Raw genomic sequence first — 15,231 nt, 5'->3', positions numbered from 1 at the left:
CATACCGCATCGGCAAGGTTTACGCCGCGAGCGGTCCATGGTCGAACCGGATATGACGGACATCGAGACTTCCACCATCAGCGAGGAGGGGTTCGCGAGCACGAGTCAGGTCGGCGACTACGACCTCACCATCGACGCGACCGGTGAGACCGGGCCGGACCCGAACTCCGTGCTCGTCGCGGACTACGCATCCTGCTTCCTGCCGGCGTTCCGCGTCGGCGGCCAACAGCGCGGCCACGACGACCTCGGCAAGATTCAGATCGACGCGGAGGCGACGCTGGACGACGACGACGACCTCGAATCCATCAGCTTCGACATCTTCGTCGAGGCCGACGTCGACGACGACACCCTCGCCGACATCGTCGAGCGCGCCGAGGGCATCTGCCACGTCCACTCCGCGCTCCGCGAGGGGCTCCACGCCGACATCACGGCGCACGCGGACGCCTTCTAAGCCGACCGCGGCACCGCCCCGATTCGACCCGACTGACCCGATTCGGGGGCACCGCTGCTCTCTACGTTTTCTCCAGAACGAGACCGGACCGAAGAGCCGCGCGTCCGCGGAGCCGTCGGCCGCGGCGCTATTCGGTGTCGCGGTAGGCTCGGTACGTCATCGCGGTGCCGTCGATGATGACGACGTCGTCGTCGGCACCGGTGACGTCGGCGTCGCCGACGGGGTCGTCCGGCTCGTCGCGGAAGACGTACGGTGAGTCGCGCTCTTCCATGGTATCGGATAGCACGGACTGCCGTATAAGTCTTTGTCAGACGTTCACACGCTGAAACACGAGTCGTGCGTCCCGCCGCACCCCGTCGCCCGTCTCGTCGTCACGCCTCACCGCCGCCTTACCGCCGCGTCGCGCCGGCGGAGCGCCGGGCGTTCCAGATTCGTGAATACGAACGTACTTGAGAGGGACGGCCCGATAGCCCGGTATTGTGACGGCGACGCAGCTGACGCTGATCCAGATCGACAACTACGGCCCGTGGACCGTGACGCCGGAGCCGCGCCGGGAGATGGACCTCCAGACCATGCAGTCGCGGCTGTTCGCCGACCTGGCGCAGTTCGTCGGGTCGCGCGACGGCTACGTGTTCTTCACGCGGTTCGACAACATGGTCGCGGTGACGAACGGGCTCGACCGGACGGACCACGAACTCCTCCAGGAGTCCATCGGGAACCGCTACCCGGTGACCGTGAGCCTCGGCATCGGCGTCGACGACGACCCGGCGGAGGCGCTCGAAGCCGCGACCGAGCGCGTGCAGGCCGCCGGCTCCGCACAGTCACCCGAACGCACCGAGGCGCTCGCCGGCGAGTTCATCGCCGAGCCCGCCGACGCCGACGTCCACATCGCGCACTTCGACGTCAACGACGCGACGACGAAGTACACCGACCGGCTGAACGAGTTCGACTCGTTCATCCGCATCGAGCAGGCGTACGCGTCGCTGATGCGGTACATGCGGGAGGCGCACGGCGCGCTCTCCTTTTTCGTCGGCGGCGACAACGTCATCGCGGTCTGCCCGGACCTCGACGGCGACGACTACCGCGCCGCCATCGACCACGTCGCGACCGAGGTCGGCGTCGACCTGAAGGTCGGCGTCGGCGCCGCCGCGACGCCGCAGGAAGCCGGAATCGACGCCAAACACGCCCTCGAAGACTGCCGGTACGAGGGGACGCTCGTCGAGTTCGCCTGACCGACCCCGGAAGCCGCCGGGGCGGAGCGAACCGCCGAAGGGTTCTTTCCGCGCTGCCAATAGATTATTTCACCGGCAAGTCCTGGGAATAGTCTTATGGTGTCGGCGGGAGTCGGCTCCGACGAGATGCCGGGCGAGACCGTGTTCGTCTGTACGGACGACGACTGCACCGCGGGGCCCTGGGAGGGCTCCCACGACGCGATGGCGCACTGCGCCGAACACCGCGGGCACGCCTACACGGGCGTCCCGCGCGCCGACGTCGACGCCGACGTCATCCCCGAGACGCCGACCGAGGCTCGCGACAACCGGAATCTCCACCACAAGGGCGACCCGAAGGGCGCGCTCGCCGAGGACACGGACTAGTCGTCGACGCCGCTCCCTGATTCGAACGACGGCGGCGGCGCTCCGCGGCGAAAATACTCGGAGTAGTCGGCGGCGACCGTCCGAACGAAGCGGCTCAGTCGATGTGGCCTTCTTCGCGGAGCTGCTGGGCGGCGTCGCTCTCGTAGCGCCACTCGACGTCCGCCTTCTCGTCCTGCCAGTCCCACGGTTCGATGATGACGACGTCGTCCTCGCGAATCCACGTCCGGAACCGCATCCGCCCCGGGATTCGGCCCATTCGCTCCTTCCCGTCCTCGCACCGAAGCCGCACGCGGCCGCCACCGAGCATGTCGGTGACGACCGCGAACATCTGGTCGTCGTCGGGCATTCGAAGCGCCCGACGTCCTGATTCGTTGCTCATGCCTTACGTAGGGTGAGCAGCGTCTTAAGTAGCCGGGTTCCACGTAGTACCAGACAACACGGCCTGTGGCGACCGACCGGCCGACCGAACCGCGGCGACCGAACCGCGACGGCGACTCCCCGCCGGGCCGCTTGCAGGGTCAGCGGTCGGAACTGCGGCCGGTCGGATTCGCCGCGGGATTGATTAGGACTGAACCGTAGGCGGTCGTATGGACCTCGACACCGACGAACTCCTGTCGTCGCTGACGCCGCGCGAGGAGAACTCGGCCATCAAGTCGTTCCAGAACACCGTCGCCGTCGCCTGCCCGGCCTGCGGCGAGCCGTTCGACGACCTCGTCGTCTGCAAGCAGAACCCGACCAGCCTCGACCTGTCGAAACAGCTCGACCTCTGCGTCGGCGTCGAGGAGGAACAGGCGTTCATCTTCACGCACGCCTGAGTCGGCCAGTTCACTTTTTGTACGACGGCGCGGAGTTCCGACGATGCCAGAAGCGAAGCCTGCGGACGGGCCCTGCCCGGAGTGCGGGTCGACGGCCACGTACGAGCGTCCGGACGGGACGTTCCTCTGCCGGGACTGCGGCTTCGAGTCGCTCGCCGTCGACGCCGTCCGCGACCGGCGGGAGTAGCGTCGAACGCGGAGCAGCCGCGACACCACCCGAGCGGTCACCGGGCCGCGAGACCGCCGCTCCCCAGTACGACTATGTCGCCGGTCGATGAGAGGAAACCCATGCTCACACGACTGCTCGACGGAGGCGACGTCGCCTCGCCGTCGGGCGCGTACATCGCCGAGGCGGTCTACGGAGCGAACGACGGCATCGTCACGACGTTCGCGGTGGTCGCCGGCGTCGCCGGCGCCGCGCTCGACCCCGGCATCGTCGTCGTGCTCGGCGTCGCGAACCTGCTCGCCGACGGCTTCTCGATGGGGATGAGTAACTACCTCAGCCGTCGCTCGGACCTCGCCTACCAGGCCGCCGTCGGCGCCGCCGGCACGGACGGGAAGACGCCGACCCGCACGGCCGCCGTGACGTTCCTCGCGTTTGTCGCCGCCGGCTGGACGCCGCTGGTCCCGTACCTGCTCTCGCTCCGGCCGCTGTTCGAACTCTCCGTGCTCACCACGGCCGCGGTGTTCTTTCTCGTCGGCGCCAGTCGGACGTTCGTCACGCGCCGAAGCTGGTACCGGAGCGGCGCCGAGATGCTCGGAATCGGGCTGCTCGCCGCGTCCGTCGCGTACGCGGCGGGCGCGGCGCTGAGCGGCGTCGCGTGACGATGCCGCCCAGACAGTCCGTCTCGCTGCTCGCCGCGGTCGCCGCGACCGGCGCGGTCCTCGCCGCGCCGCTGAACGGCCTCTCGCCGGCCGTGCCGACGCTGCTCGCCGCCGACTGCCTTGACTGGGACGACGTCCGCGAAAATCAACTGGGGGACGCTCCTCCTGCTCGGCGGCGGCCTCGCGCTCGCGGACGGCCTCGGCGCGACGGACGCGACGCGGTGGCTCGCAGACGCCACGTTCGGCACGCTCGTCGGCGCCCCAATCCTGCTCGTCACGCTCGTCGTCGTCGCCGTGACGGTGCTGCTCAGCGAACTCGCCTCGAACACGGCTGTCGTCGCCATCTTCGCGCCCGTGCTCATCACCATCGGCCCGCGGTACGCCGACGTCCTCGGCACGTCGACCGCCACCGCAGCCGCCTTCCTCGCAATCACCGGCGCCGTCGCCGCCAGCTACGGGTTCGCGCTCCCCGTCGCCACGCCTCCGAACGCCATCGCCTTCGGAACCGGAAGCATCGGCCGCGAACACATGCTCCGAGCCGGCGTCCGACTCGACGTCATCATGGTCGTCGTCTCCACGGCGCTGATGCTGCTCACAGTCCGGTACACCTGGACGCTGCTACTCTGAGCAGCCACGTGGCGTTTTGTTTCTCTGGAGCACCTCTCGGGAATGATACAAAACGGCTAAGATGTGGATGGGGTCGGAGGGACTTGCCGTCGCAGCATCTGAATCTGTGTCGGCAATCAGAGAGGAGTGCGAAACTCATTCCGAGTCCTCCTCGTCGTCAGCGTCGTCGAGGTCAGTCGGGTGCAGATGCTCCTCGATGTCGATCTCCTTCGTCTCGTCACGCCGCCGCTCCAGCTCGTCCGCGTAGTCCGGCACGTCGTAGTACCGCCGAATCGTCTGCGGCGTCGCTGCGACGCGCTTCGCGACCGTCTCCTCGTCGAACCCCAGGTTCCGCTGCCACGTGATCGACCCGCGGCGAATCGCGTGCGGCGGCCGCGTCGACGGGCACTTCCCGGCCTGATCCCGCGGGACCCACGAGCAGTTCGGTCGGCGCTTCTCGTGCGGGCACTCCGTCGCCATGCACGGCTGCGTCGCGAGGTACATCCAGCCGCGAACAGTGCTGTCCACGGGACGGCCGTGGTTCGACGTGAACAGCGGCTCACGGCCGTGTTCGTCCCGCTTGTCGATCCGTTCTCTCGCGATATACAGGTCGAGGACGCGGCGCGGCTGCTCCGACAGCTGGACGTTCCGCTCGTGGCCGTTCCCGCGTTTCAGTCTCGTCCCGGACTCTGGACGATTCCGGAACTTCAGCACGCCCTTCTCAGCGTCGTAGTCGCCGAGATCGAGCGCTCGAAGCCCTGCCTGCCGGCATCCGACGTGCCAGAACACCTCCAGGACAGCGTGGCGGCGCGTCCCTCGCCACGAGGCAGAGGACCGGTAGAACTCGATGAGGGTCCGTGCGTCCTCCGGCTTCAGCTGCTGGTCGGACGTCTCCTCTTCGTCGGTCGTCTTGAGGGGCTCGACGGCGAGATGCAGCCCAAGGTCGAGGACGCCCTGGCTTTCGAGATACTTCAGCCACGTCCGGACGGTCTTCTGACGCCCTGCAACCGTGACTCGCGAGTAGTCCTGTTCCAGTAGGTAGTCGGTGAATCCGCTGATCGTCCACCGTGTGAGGTCGTCGACCGTTTCGAGGTCCTCCTCCTCTGCGTAGTCCTCGAAGACGCCCAGGTTCCGGCGGTACGTCCGCTCCGTCCCGCCGTTCCAGTCCGGTCGTTTCCGGCGCAGGTAGAGGTTGATCGCCTCCGCGATCGTCAGGTCTGACGGTGGTTGACGGTTCATAGGAACCTCCCTGCGTCCCATGAGTCCGGCTTCACAGCGCCGACCGAACCGATGGAGCAGCCACACTCAAATTTCGTCTCCGCGTCAGCGGTAGTGGCTGCGTCGTTTCGAGTGACGACGACGAACTCACCGCAATCGTCGCACTTGACCGGCTCGTACTCGAACTCTCTCGGACCAACGCAGTCTTCCGATTCAGCCACGATGGACCACCTCGCCGCACCGCTCGCACCGGTAAAACTCTCGTTTCCGGCCGACCGCGAGAACCACTTTCGACAGCGGCCCGTGGCCGACTACCCTGCACACGACTGAGCGGAGAACACCGCGGTCGCACCCATCACGCGCCACGGTTCTCACCTCGATTTGCCTCGAAGCAACCAGCGTCGACTCGCTGGTTCTCGACGAGCTTGTATTCAAGCCTCCGCACGCGGAGTCCTCGAAGCGGGTTCTCTTCCTCGCAACTTGCGCAGTGCGTGCTTGCGAAGAACTCAGTCGAATCTGCCTCGTGGCGGATGGTCAGGCGGAACAGGGTCGGAGCCTTGCATCCGTGGCACTTGAGGAAGATTAGCCCGTGCTGAATCTCACGGCCAGAATCGTCACTCATCGTCTGAACCCCGCTCGTAGGGAACGACCTCGAGCTCACCACGCACGACGACCTTCTCGGGCAGAAACCCGGCGTCGTTCGGTTCCCCGACGACCGAGACGCACGCGTCGCCGATGGTCCCGGTGCCAAGCATCGACAAGTCGCCGCCATCGGTGATGACGCAGTCGACCTCGACCGTCTCGTGCGGGGTTGCCCGTCCGGATTCGTCACTCATCGAGCATCACCTCTTTCGCTCGCTGAACGCGGTGGAACTGCTCGGTGTCGCCGCCGCTGTCCGGGTGGGTTTCCTTCACGCGCTCACGGAACGCCCGTTTCACCTCGTCGTCGGACGCGTCCGGGTCGACGCCGAGGACGGCGTGCGGTGCCGGTTCGGCTTCGACCGTGTCGTCGCCGGAGGGGAGCCGGGCGTTCGCGAACTCCGTGGCGCCGGTGGTGACGGGCCGCTGCTCCATCTTCCGCTTCTCGGCGACGTACAGCCCGACGGTCCGGAGGTTGTCGCGGACTCGGCTGTACGCGTCGCAGGCGACCGCGTACTGATCACCGTCCATCGACCACCGGAGGACGACGCCGGGGTCGTCAGGTTCCGGCTGGTTCGCGTACGGGTAGTTCGGGTTCCGGGACTGGTGGTCCATCGCCGTGGAGAGCCGCCAGTCGTCGACGCCGAGGCGGTCCATCTGCGCAGCGAGGTCCTCGATCGCGTCCGACAGGGACACCTCGAAACTGCGGTTCCGCGTCCGGTCCGCCGTGGCTGTCCGGTCGAACTCGGGCGGCCAGTCGACGCTCACGCGGATTCACCTCCGTTGCGGAGGTCGCTCCCGTCGTCGGCGTCGAGCAGCTGCTTCGCGGGACCGGACACGGTCCGATTCCCGTTCGGTGCTCGTCGCTCCGGCGTCGGTCCGGTCCAGCCGCAGGTCCTGCAGCGGTAGCGGCGCTGTCGGTCGCGGAGGCCGCTGCCGCGCGGATGGACTTTCGGGGAGTCGCAGTCCGGGCACACCTGGATCTTGTCGTCCGTCACGCTGACTCACCTCCGAGGGCTGCGACGGCGTCCTGCAGCATCTCCTCGTCGGCGCCTTCGGCGAGCGCCACGACCTCGCGCTGCAGGTCGCTCCGCGTCTCCGGACGTCCGCCCGGCCATGGGACGTTGTGGACCTCGGTCCACAGCTCGTACATCGCGGTCTCGTCGAACCGGACCGAGACGCGGCCGGCGGTTTCGGTCTGGAATCGGAGCACCCACGGTGCGCCCTCGAAACCGAGCGGGCCGTACGCGACCGTCCGCGCCTCCGCCACCGAGTACGTCGTCGCGTCGCGCTGAGCGGACCCGCCGTCTGCGACCGTAAGCCGAGACAGCCCGCGGTCGTCGAGGGCGTAGGCGTGCGTCTCGCAGTAGAACTCCGTCTGTGAGACGCAGCCGCGGTCGCGGGTGAACTGGTACTCGACGGGCTCGGTGCAGTCGTCGTCCGCATCGCACGTCTGCGCGCCGTCGGTTCCGGGCCGGTGGCCGGTCATCGCGCGTCACCTCCGACGCACCGCTTCGCGTCCGCGATCTGCGCCGACACGTCACGGTACCACTTCGCGGCCTGTTCCACGCTGGCGGTGTGGCCCTCGCGAACCGCCGCCTCGTACGCGTTCCGCGCTGATTCGCGCTCCTCGCGGAGATCGTCGAGCACCGGCGAGTACGTCCCGCCGTCGGTGACGAGCTGGTCGTCGTGGTCGGTGGGGTCGGGGTCTGAGCGGAGCCGGTTGATCTTCGCGACGAGGACTTGTCGTGACTGGCTTGCTTTCGCCTCGTCCTGAAGGATCGCGTCGAGGTGGTCGTCAGTTGCCGGCGCGACGAGTCCGTGCCAGACGACGATCTCCTCTGCGGAGAGAAGTTCGTCGTACGCGCTGTCCAACTCGGCGACGTCGAACGGGATGCGATCCTTTCGAGCCTGCGCCTTCAGGTTGTTCGTCCCCGCCCACACCGAGCTGTAGACGTTCTGCTCGCCGTTCGGTTCGGGTGCCGTATTCTCGTGAACCCAGTCGAGAACATGCCGGGCCGCGCGTCCGTACTCTGCGTCGCTCACGCTGCCTCACCTCCGACGTCGTCTGGGTCGACGTTCCGAGCTTCGGATTCCATGCGGTTCCACGCGTCGTGGACGGCCTGTTCGGTCTCCCGGTCAGCCGGGACGCCGCAGCCGTTGCATCGAACCGGGTCGCCGGGGGCCTGCGACCACTTCGATTCGCCGCAGTTGTCGCAGGTCGGCGGTTCGGTTTCTGCTCGGGCCCGAATCTCGTTCCAGACGTCCCAACTCCGGTTGTAGACGTAGTCGTGCCACTCGTCAGTGTGCGGCCTGCAGCCTTCGGCGAGAAGTTCGGACAGCTCGCGCTTCTCAGCGACGAGGTCCTTGCCGGACAGCTCCTCGACCGGCGTCCGGTCCGTGGTAATTGGAGCGTCAGGGTACGCCTCCCCGCCGTCGGTGACGAGCTGGTCGTCGGTGTCGCGGTCGTCGCTGCGGGGTGTTCGCGTGCTTCGCGCGTCGCGGACGTCACCGGTGCCGTCGCGGATCTTGTCTTCGCAGAACGGGCAGACGCGCACCGTCTCCATGTCGTCGGGTGCGAACACGCGGACGTAGTCCGCGCTGACCGCGGACCCGCAGTTCTCGCAGTCGGGCATCACCGACCACCTCCGTGGGCCGCGGCGCGCTGTTCAGTTTCGCTGGACTCGCAACGCTCATTTGGTGGGCTGACCTTCCGTAGCATGGCTTCCATAGTGGAGCCGCGGCCGTGGTGTCGTGACGGCGTTCCTGCCAGGGGGTGCGTCACGACACGTTGGCCGTCGGCCGTGCAGTGGTTCCGCCGGAAGGGGCTTAACCGCGAGCCACGCACGCGGTGGAAGTGAAAGTAAACCGCGAGCGGCTGCCGTCCGGCGATTCGGTTTCCGCGACTGTCCGTTTGGTCGAAATCCCTCATGCAGAGCCACCCCCGTCGCTCCCCACGAGGTTCCTGACGAACAGCGGGTTGAGCGAGCAGCCGCAGCCGCTCGCCTCGTGCCGGCCCGGGCCGGTCGTCGTGATCCCCGTGACCGCTGCGCCGCAGCCGGGACAGGTCGGGGTCGATGCGTCGTTCCGTGTGCAGGCTTCAAAAGCCCGCGGCGTGTCAGTTGACATGCGTTGGCCGGTGAGAGCCGCCAAATCAGGCCCGTGCTGGTTCCACGGGTCTGCCTACTTCTCAGACCTCGACCAGCGAGGCCCGACTCAGCGGCTCGTGACTCCATCTGTAAATCGCACATGTAATAAGCGTTTGGAGTATACAGATGTAATAGGCGTATGCAAGATACAAACATAACCAATATGAAAGCATTTGTAGTCCCCACATGACCAAGAAGACAGTGAAGCTCGTCGTCCCGACCGATTTCGAGATACTTGAGGCGATGAGCGATGGGAAGCGGCAGAGTGCGCCGAACCTCGCCGAAATTCTGGACCGCGACTCTCGCTATATGAATAACCGCCTTTCTGAACTCTCTGCGGGCGGATTAGTCGAGAAAGTCGGACCCTCTGACCGGTCCGGTATGTACGTGATTACCGAGAAGGGCCAAAGTGCGTTAGAACATCAGGAGGAGTATTCACACCAGACGGCGGAGGAGTTCGACGAGAAGATTTCAGGCCCCAGTGAGGAGTGATGGACCGGGTGTTGAAATTGTTCGCGAAGTTCTCGCAAGCAGGGTATGATTACACTGAATCCGGGGAGTGCTTCGAACGGAAATAACCGCGTAATTTCCCCAGTATTGTGAGTGAAAGGACTCCGACGAGTATCAGGCCGATCCCGCCGACCAAATCGGGCATCCCGCTGAGATAGTTCTGCCCGAGTAGTTCTGAACGTGCTGACTGAACCGCGAAAATCTGCATACCGAACCCGACCAACAAGGCACTAAAACCAACGTTATGAGCCACCATCTCTTCCGATTCCATTCTTCTTACAGGCCCCTGGATTTCTTCGACCGAGGCTGCGATTTCAACTGGTGATTTCAGGCTTGGAGTCAGGAAGAATATCGCTGCCAAGACGTCGATGTAGAGCCCGTATATTTGGGTTGAAAGCACTACGAAAAGGTCGAGAACTGCCAGAAGAACCAGTAGAGATACTAAAGAACATATTAACGGAGACCCAATTTCTTGGTAAGTCGCCGTGAGTCTTAACCGGGATTGTTCCAGCTCCTCTTCGTCGACCTCGTATCTATCTGCCCAGTTCGGATTCGGGATACATTTCACAAGGCTCTCTACTAGCTGACTTTGCTCTTCACGTTCCGATGAGCCACTTTTGTCCATCAACCGTCTATTCAAGCCCGAAAATTTGGTATTACCGGTGTAATTAGTCCGCGCGTTTTCGGATAGGCGCACTGGCGTATTGTTGGCAGAAATACTAAAACCGCTCACAACACGTCATTTGTCAGATGGTACTCACGGAAGCTCTTGTCCGAGAGAAGGCCAAGGTGTTTGAGAATCATGAGCTGCCGGATCTCAGCGAGGAGGATGTAGACTTTGAGCAGTCTCTGCTTGATTCCCTCCCCCAAAGACTCCAATCAGGGGAGGCTGGATTAGCGGAGATTGAGAAGGTTATAGAGTGGAAGCAGGCGGAAGCAGCAAATCGGAGAGCCGCAAATGTGAATCACCTTCGCAAGAGTTCTGAGGAGGAGGTGCGAGAGGCGGTCCGAGAGGCTCTGGCCCACGATTCGGTGGCCGGCAAGATCGAAGCTCTTGATGAAGATGATCGGCTCCTCGGTATCGGGTTCAGAACGGCGAGTTCGATTTTAATGTTTACCGACCCGTCCAAATACACAGTCATAGATCATCGCGCGGTTCGAACCCTGAACCAGGAGGGGTATCTCGATATCGAGCCGGATTCTACCTTTTCGACCGAGGATTACATCTACTATTTGGGAACCTGCCGGACACTAGCCAGCCATTTCCGTATTTCTCTTCGACGACTTGATAGGGCCCTCTGGGTTATCGGCCAGGAATCTACCTGAGTCTCTTTCACCATGTTTTCAGGCCTCATAGCCGGAGGTCTGGGAGGGCTGCTGGTCTGGCTCGTGTGGGTAGCTCCGGCGTAGTTCTGAGTACTTCCCCGCCAACGCTTATCATCAGTCTACCAAGATTATCTGGTGATGTCGATTCCAGAATCACCTGAGACTCACGCTCCATTTGAGGAATACTCGGTTCCAACTTGGATGGAAGTGGTCGCTTTTCTGGTTCTCCTATCTCTCGCTAGTTTGACCCTGATCAACCTCGACCTTGGAGTAACAGTTGGACTAACCGAGTTTCTGATTGCATTCTGTGTGAGCTTCTTCGCCTCTCTATTCGTCCACGAATCTATTCATTACGTCACAAACTCCCTGCTGGGATATGACCCCGTTTACATCTGGCCTAACAAGGTGATTGCTCCGAATGTTCACGTGAATCTTCGCCACATCATCCCGATTCTGTTTGCTCCTCAGCTCCTCTCGCTTGTCTACGTCGGCATACTGCTGATCGGCGTGGGTCCCGTCCTAACGGTTATAGCAACTGTTGGATTTGCGTTCAACCTCATCGGGGGAAGGTCAGACATGGTTTGGATTGCCCTACGGCTCACCTGGCCGAAGGGAACGCGAGTCGTCGTAAATAAGGAACTCACCACTTACGTCGCGTTCCCGAAGGAATCAGCCTGATCTCACCCGAGATTCCCGGGCAAATCTGAGATCGTGTCCTCTCACAAACACTCAAGTCGTGCTATGTTGAGAAACCCGAGTATACAAGGTCTTCCTGTCTCTCTAGCGGTGTGAATGAGTCTCTCGGGGTGGAATATTGTGCTTCAGTCTGAGTTGACGGACCCGGATATTGCCCTGAAACTCTTGGAGATCGCGGCTCTGCTCTTGCCGTTGGTGCTGATTGCGAGCCAGTTTCTCTTCCGGCACGGTAAGACCAATATGGGGGAGCAGGCTCGGAACCAGCTGGTGCAGTATCTCTCTATCGCCTCACTTGCACTCCTGATCACGGTGGCCCTCGCGACGGGTGAACTCAGTTCGACGACGTCCGGGTTTCTGTGGGTCGCGATTGTGTCGCTATTCATGTCGTTCGGGACACTCACTCTGGCAGGTATCACTGCATTCACTGCTGAGTACGACCCGATTCGATCGATACTGGGGGAGTTCGAATCAGAAGATGAATCTCCTACTGAACAGGTGGATTTAGGACACTTCGAATCTAAAGACGAACTAGAACCGGAGCCAGCAGGAAACGGCTCGGACCACGAAAAATGAGTCTTGCGCGCCAAGAACTACGGAAACTCGAGTATTTCGCAAAGGTGGGTACCGTTGCGACTGTCCTGCTGCTCACCCTGTGGCTCGTCTCAATCGGCATGTCGTTGTTCTCTCCAGTCTCCCGGCTCTTCTTCGGAGTTGCTCTGCTCGCAGCTATTCTAACCGTCCTCGTTAGAGGCTACATCATCTTCCGCGTCTAATTCTGCGGTTCTCATAGTCGACGGTCTGGGAGGGCTGCTGGTCTGGCTCGTGTGGGCGGCGCCCGCGTAGGAACGTTTAACTGAGACGGGAGAGGTGTGTTCAGGCTTGACCGAACGCTTATCCGGTGGCTGTGCGAACTGAGTGTATGGCGAGTGCGGCGGACGAGAACCACGAGTCCGGGGTTGAGTTCATTGTCGAGGACGACGGGTCGATTACGGCCCGTGACCTCGAAACGGGGCTGGCTCGCGGTGGTGAGACGAAAGCCGAGGCGCTGTCCCAGCTGGCGGAGGTGCTGGCGCTCCATGAGGGCGGCGGCGAGCCTATTGAGGACCCGGACGCGTTCTTGGCGGACGAGGCTGGACTCGACGCCGACGACGTGCAGGCGGCGCGCGACGAGGCCGACGAACTCCCCGACTTTCTCCAGTAGATGCGGACCGTGTTTTCCGGCAGGGAGGTCATCTCCGTGCTAACGAGCTTCGGCTACGTCCCGGTCCACCGCAAAGGGAGTCACGTCCGCCTGCGCTACGAGAACCCTGATACGGGCGAGGTGCGGAACGTCGACGTCCCGATGCACGACGAAATCAAGATCGGGACGCTTCGGTCTATCGCGGAGCAGTGCGGCGCGGACGACTTCGAAGCGTGGTGCCGCTGGGTCGACGAACACTGCTGAACCCCAACACTAATGTGTTGGATTATTGAGTGGGCAGTATGCGCTACAGCGACGACGACCTCCTCGCGGACATCCGCGACGTCGCTTCGAAGCTCGGGACGACGCCGACGCTGCAGACATACCGCGAGCACGGGTCGCACTCCGCATCGACGATGTACGACCGCTTCGGGTCCTGGAGAGACGCGGTTGACGCCGCAGGATTCGACCCCCACGACCCGATGGAGAAGATTTCAGACGAAGACCTCATTGAAGAGCTGCGCCGACTCAGGGACGAACTCGGTTCGGAGCCTTCGGCTGGCGAGATGAACGAGCACGGGAAGTACTGGGTGTCGACGTACCGCAACCATTTCGAGTCGTGGTCAGCGGCACGCCGAATCGCCTTCGTTGACGAAGAGTAGCAGTCAGCGTGGGCATCCTCACGCCACAGACCGCAGCTGAGAGACTGCTGTTGCTCGTGGTTTGTAACGGTCAGGGGCAGGCGAATTCCCTACCCAAGGAAAGCGTGCCTGCCCGCTGCGGGCCCACTTGGTCTGACGGGCCCGGGTGTCTTATGCGTTCGGTTCGCTTGAATGTACGGTCGCTTTGAGGCGGCTGTCGGTGGATTCCTGAATCGGCGAGAGACGCCGTCTCTGTGGCTTGTGAAGCGTTGTCACTCGTCGTGACACCACACAAAGTATTTACCGGGGTAACTGATTGTTGCTCATACCCCTACCCGAAGCGTCAGCGATTGAGTATCCGTGGCCAGCCCCGTTCGCAACCAATACGGTATTGGGAATGGTGTTCGGGATGGCCTGAAAGCCGGGAGAAAAACGCTGCCGCGATGCAGAACACAACACACAATGACAGACTATAACGACAAAATCCGCGCGCTGTTCCTGACAGCGCTGATGGTGTTCAGCGTCTTCGCTGGGACCGTCGCGTTCTCAGGCGCAGCAGCTGCTGGTAACTCGAGTACCGCCAGCAGCCTCTCCGTCACACCCAGCACGGTCGCGCCTGGGGAGACGGTCACAGTCAGTGTAACGACATCAACTACAGGGAAAGACGTCGTCTTCGCGTTCGACACGAACGACGACGGTACCATTCAGTCCGGTGAGATCCTCGGCGCCATCCAGGACGGTGGCTCCGCGGACACCGACGACTCGGACAACGCCGTGCAGGGGACGTTCCAGATCCCCACCGGCCTGACTGACGGTGTAACGTACGAAGTCGTCGCCATCGAGGAAGACGGCACCTACGGCAGCAGTACCACCGAAAACGGCCAGTCGGACATCACGACGCCGTTCTCGGTCTCTGGTGCTGACACCATGGACACCGTAACGGCTGAGACCAGTACCAGCCCTGGTGCGCCGACGTTCCGGAAGGCAACCCACTACGTTAGTAGTAACCCCGCCACGGGCAGCATCATCGAGCTGGCATTTACGGACCAGATCGTCGACGACGGTGACGAGACGGTTCGAGTCGGCCTTGAGGACGGCAGCACCACGACCTTCGGTGCAGCCGCCGTTACGGCCGGCAGCTCCCGTGTTCTCGTGAACACGTCCAGCACGCACTACACGAACATCAAGAACGTCACGCTCACTGGCACCTGGAACGACGCATCTGGGTACACCCCGAGCACCACGACGATCAGCGCGAAGTTCGCGCCCACCACCGTTCACGGCTTCTCGGGCACCGTCACGACGTTCAACGGCTACGTTGGTTCCAACGTCGCCATCGTGGTCGGTTCGCCGAACACGCAGGTGAGCATCAAGGGTCCGGGCGTCGACCGGAACCGTGGCTCCGGCGCTGGTAGCCACGTGTACGTGCTCGACACGGACGGCTTCGAGGTCGGTACGTACAACTTCACGGTTGGCTCCAACAAGGAGCAGCTCGAACTTGCGGACCTCGGCCTGACGGTCGAGTCCGACGAGAGTTCGTTCACGACCGCGCAGAACGTGACTGGTGTCGTCCAGGCTGA

26 protein-coding genes are annotated in these 15,231 nt (G+C 63.2%); 15 read left to right on the top strand and 11 right to left on the bottom strand.

Features of this window, described 5'->3' with window-relative positions:
- Window positions 1–52: 52 nt before the first annotated feature.
- Window positions 53–451 carry an OsmC family protein gene (locus ACQUS7_RS11750; RefSeq protein ID WP_435125287.1) on the top strand — a complete coding sequence of 133 codons (399 nt, stop codon included), beginning with the start codon at window positions 53–55 and terminating at the stop codon, window positions 449–451.
- A 127-nt stretch (window positions 452–578) separates the two neighbouring features.
- Here ACQUS7_RS11750 and ACQUS7_RS11745 read toward each other — a convergent pair whose 3' ends face one another.
- Window positions 579–722: a hypothetical protein gene (locus ACQUS7_RS11745; RefSeq protein WP_435147214.1), complete on the bottom strand. Its 144-nt coding sequence runs from the start codon at window positions 720–722 to the stop codon at window positions 579–581.
- A 208-nt stretch (window positions 723–930) separates the two neighbouring features.
- Between ACQUS7_RS11745 and ACQUS7_RS11740 the strand changes: the two genes are divergently transcribed.
- Both ACQUS7_RS11740 and ACQUS7_RS11735 read left to right on the top strand, forming a co-directional pair.
- The gene (locus ACQUS7_RS11740) at window positions 931–1,683 is read left to right on the top strand and encodes a GTP cyclohydrolase IIa (protein WP_435147212.1); all 753 of its coding nucleotides are present in this window, start codon (window positions 931–933) and stop codon (window positions 1,681–1,683) included.
- A gap of 126 nt (window positions 1,684–1,809) precedes the next feature.
- Complete coding sequence (locus tag ACQUS7_RS11735; protein WP_435125296.1) at window positions 1,810–2,046, top strand: hypothetical protein; 237 nt, start codon at window positions 1,810–1,812, stop codon at window positions 2,044–2,046.
- Between the two features lie 94 nt (window positions 2,047–2,140).
- Here ACQUS7_RS11735 and eif1A read toward each other — a convergent pair whose 3' ends face one another.
- Window positions 2,141–2,425, bottom strand: coding sequence for a translation initiation factor eIF-1A (gene eif1A, locus ACQUS7_RS11730; protein WP_435125299.1), 285 nt, complete (start codon window positions 2,423–2,425; stop codon window positions 2,141–2,143).
- Window positions 2,426–2,633: 208 nt separating this feature from the next.
- Here eif1A and ACQUS7_RS11725 point away from each other — a divergent pair, with 208 nt between their 5' ends.
- The 4 genes from ACQUS7_RS11725 (at window position 2,634) to ACQUS7_RS11710 (ending at window position 4,313) form a co-directional block, all read left to right on the top strand.
- Window positions 2,634–2,861 (top strand): DUF7385 family protein, encoded by a 228-nt coding sequence (locus tag ACQUS7_RS11725; protein WP_435125301.1) that lies wholly within the window; start codon window positions 2,634–2,636, stop codon window positions 2,859–2,861.
- Window positions 2,862–2,904: 43 nt separating this feature from the next.
- Window positions 2,905–3,048, top strand: a complete 144-nt coding sequence (locus ACQUS7_RS11720; RefSeq protein ID WP_435147209.1) for a hypothetical protein — start codon at window positions 2,905–2,907, stop codon at window positions 3,046–3,048.
- Window positions 3,049–3,149: 101 nt separating this feature from the next.
- Window positions 3,150–3,686 (top strand): VIT1/CCC1 transporter family protein, encoded by a 537-nt coding sequence (locus tag ACQUS7_RS11715; RefSeq protein ID WP_435125306.1) that lies wholly within the window; start codon window positions 3,150–3,152, stop codon window positions 3,684–3,686.
- 120 nt (window positions 3,687–3,806) lie between these two features.
- On the top strand, window positions 3,807–4,313 hold the full coding sequence (locus ACQUS7_RS11710) for an SLC13 family permease (protein WP_435147206.1): 507 nt from the start codon (window positions 3,807–3,809) through the stop codon (window positions 4,311–4,313).
- A 135-nt stretch (window positions 4,314–4,448) separates the two neighbouring features.
- Here the strand turns inward: ACQUS7_RS11710 and ACQUS7_RS11705 are convergent, their stop codons facing one another.
- The 8 genes from ACQUS7_RS11705 to ACQUS7_RS11670 form a co-directional block, all read right to left on the bottom strand.
- Complete coding sequence (locus ACQUS7_RS11705) at window positions 4,449–5,531, bottom strand: tyrosine-type recombinase/integrase (RefSeq protein WP_435147205.1); 1,083 nt, start codon at window positions 5,529–5,531, stop codon at window positions 4,449–4,451.
- Window positions 5,528–5,731, bottom strand: a complete 204-nt coding sequence (locus ACQUS7_RS11700) for a hypothetical protein (protein WP_435147203.1) — start codon at window positions 5,729–5,731, stop codon at window positions 5,528–5,530. Before ACQUS7_RS11700 ends, ACQUS7_RS11705 begins: the two co-directional genes overlap by 4 nt.
- A 393-nt stretch (window positions 5,732–6,124) precedes the next feature.
- Window positions 6,125–6,346 (bottom strand): hypothetical protein, encoded by a 222-nt coding sequence (locus ACQUS7_RS11695; protein WP_435147201.1) that lies wholly within the window; start codon window positions 6,344–6,346, stop codon window positions 6,125–6,127.
- A complete protein-coding gene (locus tag ACQUS7_RS11690) occupies window positions 6,339–6,917 on the bottom strand; it encodes a J domain-containing protein (protein ID WP_435147199.1) in 579 nt (192 codons plus the stop codon). The genes ACQUS7_RS11695 and ACQUS7_RS11690 overlap by 8 nt, the downstream gene beginning before the upstream one ends.
- Complete coding sequence (locus ACQUS7_RS11685; protein WP_435147197.1) at window positions 6,914–7,147, bottom strand: hypothetical protein; 234 nt, start codon at window positions 7,145–7,147, stop codon at window positions 6,914–6,916. The genes ACQUS7_RS11690 and ACQUS7_RS11685 overlap by 4 nt, the downstream gene beginning before the upstream one ends.
- A complete protein-coding gene (locus tag ACQUS7_RS11680) occupies window positions 7,144–7,638 on the bottom strand; it encodes a hypothetical protein (protein ID WP_435147195.1) in 495 nt (164 codons plus the stop codon). The genes ACQUS7_RS11685 and ACQUS7_RS11680 overlap by 4 nt, the downstream gene beginning before the upstream one ends.
- On the bottom strand, window positions 7,635–8,195 hold the full coding sequence (locus tag ACQUS7_RS11675) for a hypothetical protein (RefSeq protein ID WP_435147193.1): 561 nt from the start codon (window positions 8,193–8,195) through the stop codon (window positions 7,635–7,637). Before ACQUS7_RS11675 ends, ACQUS7_RS11680 begins: the two co-directional genes overlap by 4 nt.
- Window positions 8,192–8,785: a DUF7563 family protein gene (locus ACQUS7_RS11670; RefSeq protein WP_435147191.1), complete on the bottom strand. Its 594-nt coding sequence runs from the start codon at window positions 8,783–8,785 to the stop codon at window positions 8,192–8,194. Before ACQUS7_RS11670 ends, ACQUS7_RS11675 begins: the two co-directional genes overlap by 4 nt.
- Before the next feature lie 699 nt (window positions 8,786–9,484).
- On the opposite strand from ACQUS7_RS11670, the gene ACQUS7_RS11665 reads away from it, so the two are divergent.
- Window positions 9,485–9,790 (top strand): ArsR family transcriptional regulator, encoded by a 306-nt coding sequence (locus ACQUS7_RS11665; protein WP_435147189.1) that lies wholly within the window; start codon window positions 9,485–9,487, stop codon window positions 9,788–9,790.
- Between the two features lie 49 nt (window positions 9,791–9,839).
- Here the strand turns inward: ACQUS7_RS11665 and ACQUS7_RS11660 are convergent, their stop codons facing one another.
- Window positions 9,840–10,433, bottom strand: coding sequence for a hypothetical protein (locus ACQUS7_RS11660; RefSeq protein WP_435147187.1), 594 nt, complete (start codon window positions 10,431–10,433; stop codon window positions 9,840–9,842).
- 125 nt (window positions 10,434–10,558) lie between these two features.
- Here ACQUS7_RS11660 and ACQUS7_RS11655 point away from each other — a divergent pair, with 125 nt between their 5' ends.
- The 7 genes from ACQUS7_RS11655 to ACQUS7_RS11625 form a co-directional block, all read left to right on the top strand.
- Window positions 10,559–11,134 carry a hypothetical protein gene (locus ACQUS7_RS11655; protein ID WP_435147185.1) on the top strand — a complete coding sequence of 192 codons (576 nt, stop codon included), beginning with the start codon at window positions 10,559–10,561 and terminating at the stop codon, window positions 11,132–11,134.
- Window positions 11,135–11,272: 138 nt separating this feature from the next.
- Window positions 11,273–11,812 (top strand): hypothetical protein, encoded by a 540-nt coding sequence (locus tag ACQUS7_RS11650; protein ID WP_435147183.1) that lies wholly within the window; start codon window positions 11,273–11,275, stop codon window positions 11,810–11,812.
- A gap of 114 nt (window positions 11,813–11,926) precedes the next feature.
- Window positions 11,927–12,403, top strand: coding sequence for a hypothetical protein (locus ACQUS7_RS11645; protein ID WP_435147181.1), 477 nt, complete (start codon window positions 11,927–11,929; stop codon window positions 12,401–12,403).
- Between the two features lie 346 nt (window positions 12,404–12,749).
- Window positions 12,750–13,031: a type II toxin-antitoxin system HicB family antitoxin gene (locus ACQUS7_RS11640; RefSeq protein ID WP_435147179.1), complete on the top strand. Its 282-nt coding sequence runs from the start codon at window positions 12,750–12,752 to the stop codon at window positions 13,029–13,031.
- Window positions 13,032–13,274 (top strand): type II toxin-antitoxin system HicA family toxin, encoded by a 243-nt coding sequence (locus tag ACQUS7_RS11635; RefSeq protein WP_435147177.1) that lies wholly within the window; start codon window positions 13,032–13,034, stop codon window positions 13,272–13,274.
- 38 nt (window positions 13,275–13,312) lie between these two features.
- Window positions 13,313–13,672 (top strand): homing endonuclease associated repeat-containing protein, encoded by a 360-nt coding sequence (locus ACQUS7_RS11630; protein ID WP_435147174.1) that lies wholly within the window; start codon window positions 13,313–13,315, stop codon window positions 13,670–13,672.
- 441 nt (window positions 13,673–14,113) lie between these two features.
- On the top strand, window positions 14,114–15,231 hold a 1,118-nt coding region (locus ACQUS7_RS11625; protein ID WP_435147172.1), incomplete at its 3' end, for a surface glycoprotein.

This window comes from Halobaculum sp. P14, assembly GCF_051195155.1.
In the GTDB taxonomy this organism is placed as follows: domain Archaea; phylum Halobacteriota; class Halobacteria; order Halobacteriales; family Haloferacaceae; genus JBNTKA01.
The sequence above is the reverse complement of the archived record's forward strand: the minus strand, read 5'-3'. Positions and strand labels throughout refer to the sequence as shown.

Excerpts from the sequence above, each read along its gene's own strand:
- ACQUS7_RS11660 (WP_435147187.1), bottom strand. The coding sequence starts at position 10,433 with ATGGACAAAAGTGGCTCATCGGAACGTGAAGAGCAAAGTCAGCTAGTA.
- ACQUS7_RS11630 (WP_435147174.1), top strand. The coding sequence starts at position 13,313 with ATGCGCTACAGCGACGACGACCTCCTCGCGGACATCCGCGACGTCGCT.
- ACQUS7_RS11655 (WP_435147185.1), top strand. The coding sequence starts at position 10,559 with ATGGTACTCACGGAAGCTCTTGTCCGAGAGAAGGCCAAGGTGTTTGAG.
- eif1A (WP_435125299.1), bottom strand. The coding sequence starts at position 2,425 with ATGAGCAACGAATCAGGACGTCGGGCGCTTCGAATGCCCGACGACGAC.
- ACQUS7_RS11695 (WP_435147201.1), bottom strand. The coding sequence starts at position 6,346 with ATGAGTGACGAATCCGGACGGGCAACCCCGCACGAGACGGTCGAGGTC.
- ACQUS7_RS11705 (WP_435147205.1), bottom strand. The coding sequence starts at position 5,531 with ATGAACCGTCAACCACCGTCAGACCTGACGATCGCGGAGGCGATCAAC.
- ACQUS7_RS11645 (WP_435147181.1), top strand. The coding sequence starts at position 11,927 with ATGAGTCTCTCGGGGTGGAATATTGTGCTTCAGTCTGAGTTGACGGAC.
- ACQUS7_RS11735 (WP_435125296.1), top strand. The coding sequence starts at position 1,810 with ATGCCGGGCGAGACCGTGTTCGTCTGTACGGACGACGACTGCACCGCG.
- ACQUS7_RS11720 (WP_435147209.1), top strand. The coding sequence starts at position 2,905 with ATGCCAGAAGCGAAGCCTGCGGACGGGCCCTGCCCGGAGTGCGGGTCG.
- ACQUS7_RS11725 (WP_435125301.1), top strand. The coding sequence starts at position 2,634 with ATGGACCTCGACACCGACGAACTCCTGTCGTCGCTGACGCCGCGCGAG.
- ACQUS7_RS11635 (WP_435147177.1), top strand. The coding sequence starts at position 13,032 with ATGCGGACCGTGTTTTCCGGCAGGGAGGTCATCTCCGTGCTAACGAGC.
- ACQUS7_RS11650 (WP_435147183.1), top strand. The coding sequence starts at position 11,273 with ATGTCGATTCCAGAATCACCTGAGACTCACGCTCCATTTGAGGAATAC.
- ACQUS7_RS11670 (WP_435147191.1), bottom strand. The coding sequence starts at position 8,785 with ATGCCCGACTGCGAGAACTGCGGGTCCGCGGTCAGCGCGGACTACGTC.
- ACQUS7_RS11715 (WP_435125306.1), top strand. The coding sequence starts at position 3,150 with ATGCTCACACGACTGCTCGACGGAGGCGACGTCGCCTCGCCGTCGGGC.
- ACQUS7_RS11665 (WP_435147189.1), top strand. The coding sequence starts at position 9,485 with ATGACCAAGAAGACAGTGAAGCTCGTCGTCCCGACCGATTTCGAGATA.
- ACQUS7_RS11750 (WP_435125287.1), top strand. The coding sequence starts at position 53 with ATGACGGACATCGAGACTTCCACCATCAGCGAGGAGGGGTTCGCGAGC.
- ACQUS7_RS11745 (WP_435147214.1), bottom strand. The coding sequence starts at position 722 with ATGGAAGAGCGCGACTCACCGTACGTCTTCCGCGACGAGCCGGACGAC.
- ACQUS7_RS11640 (WP_435147179.1), top strand. The coding sequence starts at position 12,750 with ATGGCGAGTGCGGCGGACGAGAACCACGAGTCCGGGGTTGAGTTCATT.
- ACQUS7_RS11680 (WP_435147195.1), bottom strand. The coding sequence starts at position 7,638 with ATGACCGGCCACCGGCCCGGAACCGACGGCGCGCAGACGTGCGATGCG.